Annotated in this window: 2 protein-coding genes and 1 pseudogene; all 3 read right to left on the reverse strand. The window is 71.0% G+C overall.

What is annotated here, in order from left to right:
- Window positions 1-260 (reverse strand): annotated as a pseudogene (locus tag MCAG_RS34865) (hypothetical protein); the annotation flags it as partial.
- Window positions 261-602: 342 nt separating this feature from the next.
- A complete protein-coding gene (locus MCAG_RS33720) occupies window positions 603-740 on the reverse strand; it encodes a hypothetical protein (protein WP_165823299.1) in 138 nt (45 codons plus the stop codon).
- A gap of 221 nt (window positions 741-961) precedes the next feature.
- On the reverse strand, window positions 962-1,768 hold an 807-nt coding region (locus tag MCAG_RS15485; RefSeq protein WP_036373588.1), incomplete at its 5' end, for a dihydrolipoamide acetyltransferase family protein.

Here is a 1,768-nt window from a genome sequence, read left to right on the forward strand (position 1 = left end):
GGCTGGTCACCTTGCGGGACCGCGCCCCAGGCTGCGGTCGGCGGCTGGTCACCCTGTGCGGTGGGGGCGCCCCAGGCGGGGGCCGGGGGCTGATCGTTCTGTGTCGCCCAGGCGGGAGCGGGCGGGTTCGGCCGGGCCGCGGGTGGTGGGGGCGCCCAGCCCAGGTCCGGGTTGGCGACGCCGTACGGCGCCGGTGCGCCGGTGCCCGGCGACACCTCGTCCGGCTCCTGGCCGGGGTGGTGCGGGCCCTCGGACGTCATCGGTGCGCCTCCTCCATCACATGTCGGCCGCCGATGCCGACGGCGTGTCGGCGTGGGTGCCAATGTGGCCGGCGGTGCCGACCGTGGGGACTCCCCGCACCGTATCCGGTGACCGCCCGCGGCATCCGGGGAGCACCGACCGTCACTCCGCGTCGTCGGACGGTTCCGGGCAGCTTCTATCGGCGTGACGGGGTCCGGCGGGCGGTTGACGACCGAGCCCCACCGTACCGGGCGGTGCGGCGAGGCGGAATCCCGGTGTCAATAGGGCCGAAACGCCGACGACCCGCCCGGGGGAACCGGGCGGGTCGTCGAACTGAAGGAAGATGGAAGAAGTGGGAGGCGTCAGCTCATGTGACGCTGGGCGATGGCGAGAAGCTCCTCGCGGACCGCAGGCGAATTGGCCGAGCGCAGGGCGTGCTCGATGGCACGGGCCCGGCGGTTGGCGTCGCGGCGGTTGCGGATTCGCTCGATCATGCTCATCTGGATCTCCCCCTGGCTTATTCGGTTGTCAGCCCCTTGACGACTCAATTGAACCGCAACGGGGCCGGAAGCGCCAACGATTATTAGGTGAGGTGAGACACTTGCCTAAGGATCGTAGGTCAACAGGGCTCGGGTATGGCTCTTTCTTCCTTCAACAGTTACGGCCGGTGTGCCGGGCGTTCACCCGTGGCACACCGGCCGTCGCTGGTGTCGTGTACCCGTCAGGTCCAGGCGAGCAGCGCCGCCTCCGGATCGGCCAGGAAGTCCCCGATGTCGCGGAGGAACTTCGAGCCGAGCTCGCCGTCGATGATCCGGTGGTCGAAAGAGAGACCTAGCGTGGTCACCTGGCGCGGGCGGACCTTGCCCTTGTGTACCCAGGGCATCTCACGTACCGCGCCGAGGGCCAGGATCGCCGACTCGCCCGGGGGCAGGATCGGCGTGCCGGTGTCGACCCCGAACACCCCGACGTTGGTGATCGTCAGAGTGCCGCCGGACATGTCGGCCGGTGAGGTCCTGCCGGCCTTCGCCGTCTGCACCAGGTCGGTCAGCGCGTCCGCCAGCTCACGCAGTGTGAGCCGGCCGGCGTCCTTGATGTTCGGCACGATCAGGCCACGCTCCGTGGCCGCCGCGATACCCAGGTTGACGTAGTCCTTGACGACGATCTCGTCGCCGGCCCACGTCGAGTTGACCATCGGGTGCCGGCGTACCGCCAGCAGCACGGCCTTGGCGACCAGCAGCAGCGGCGAGACGCGGACGTCGCGCCACTCCCGCCGGCCGCGGAGCCGGTCGAGGGCCTTCATCGCCCGCGTCACGTCGACGGTCAGGAACTCCGTCACGTGCGGGGCGGTGAAGGCCGAGCGGGACATGTTCTCGGCGGTGAGTCTGCGCACCCCCTTGACCGGGATGCGCTGCTCGCGGTCCGCGCCGAAGCCCCCGGCCGTGGCGGCCGGTACCGTCGGCGGCCCGGCCGCCGTCGCGGTGTCGCTCGCTGCCCGCTGTACGTCCTCCCGGGTGATCGAGCCCAGCGG

Origin of the sequence: Micromonospora sp. ATCC 39149 (assembly GCF_000158815.1) — a bacterium.
Lineage (GTDB): Bacteria > Actinomycetota > Actinomycetes > Mycobacteriales > Micromonosporaceae > Micromonospora.

What these genes read in the sequence shown, in the direction of transcription:
- MCAG_RS33720 (WP_165823299.1), bottom strand. Translation starts at nt 740, where the DNA reads ATGAGCATGATCGAGCGAATCCGCAACCGCCGCGACGCCAACCGCCGG.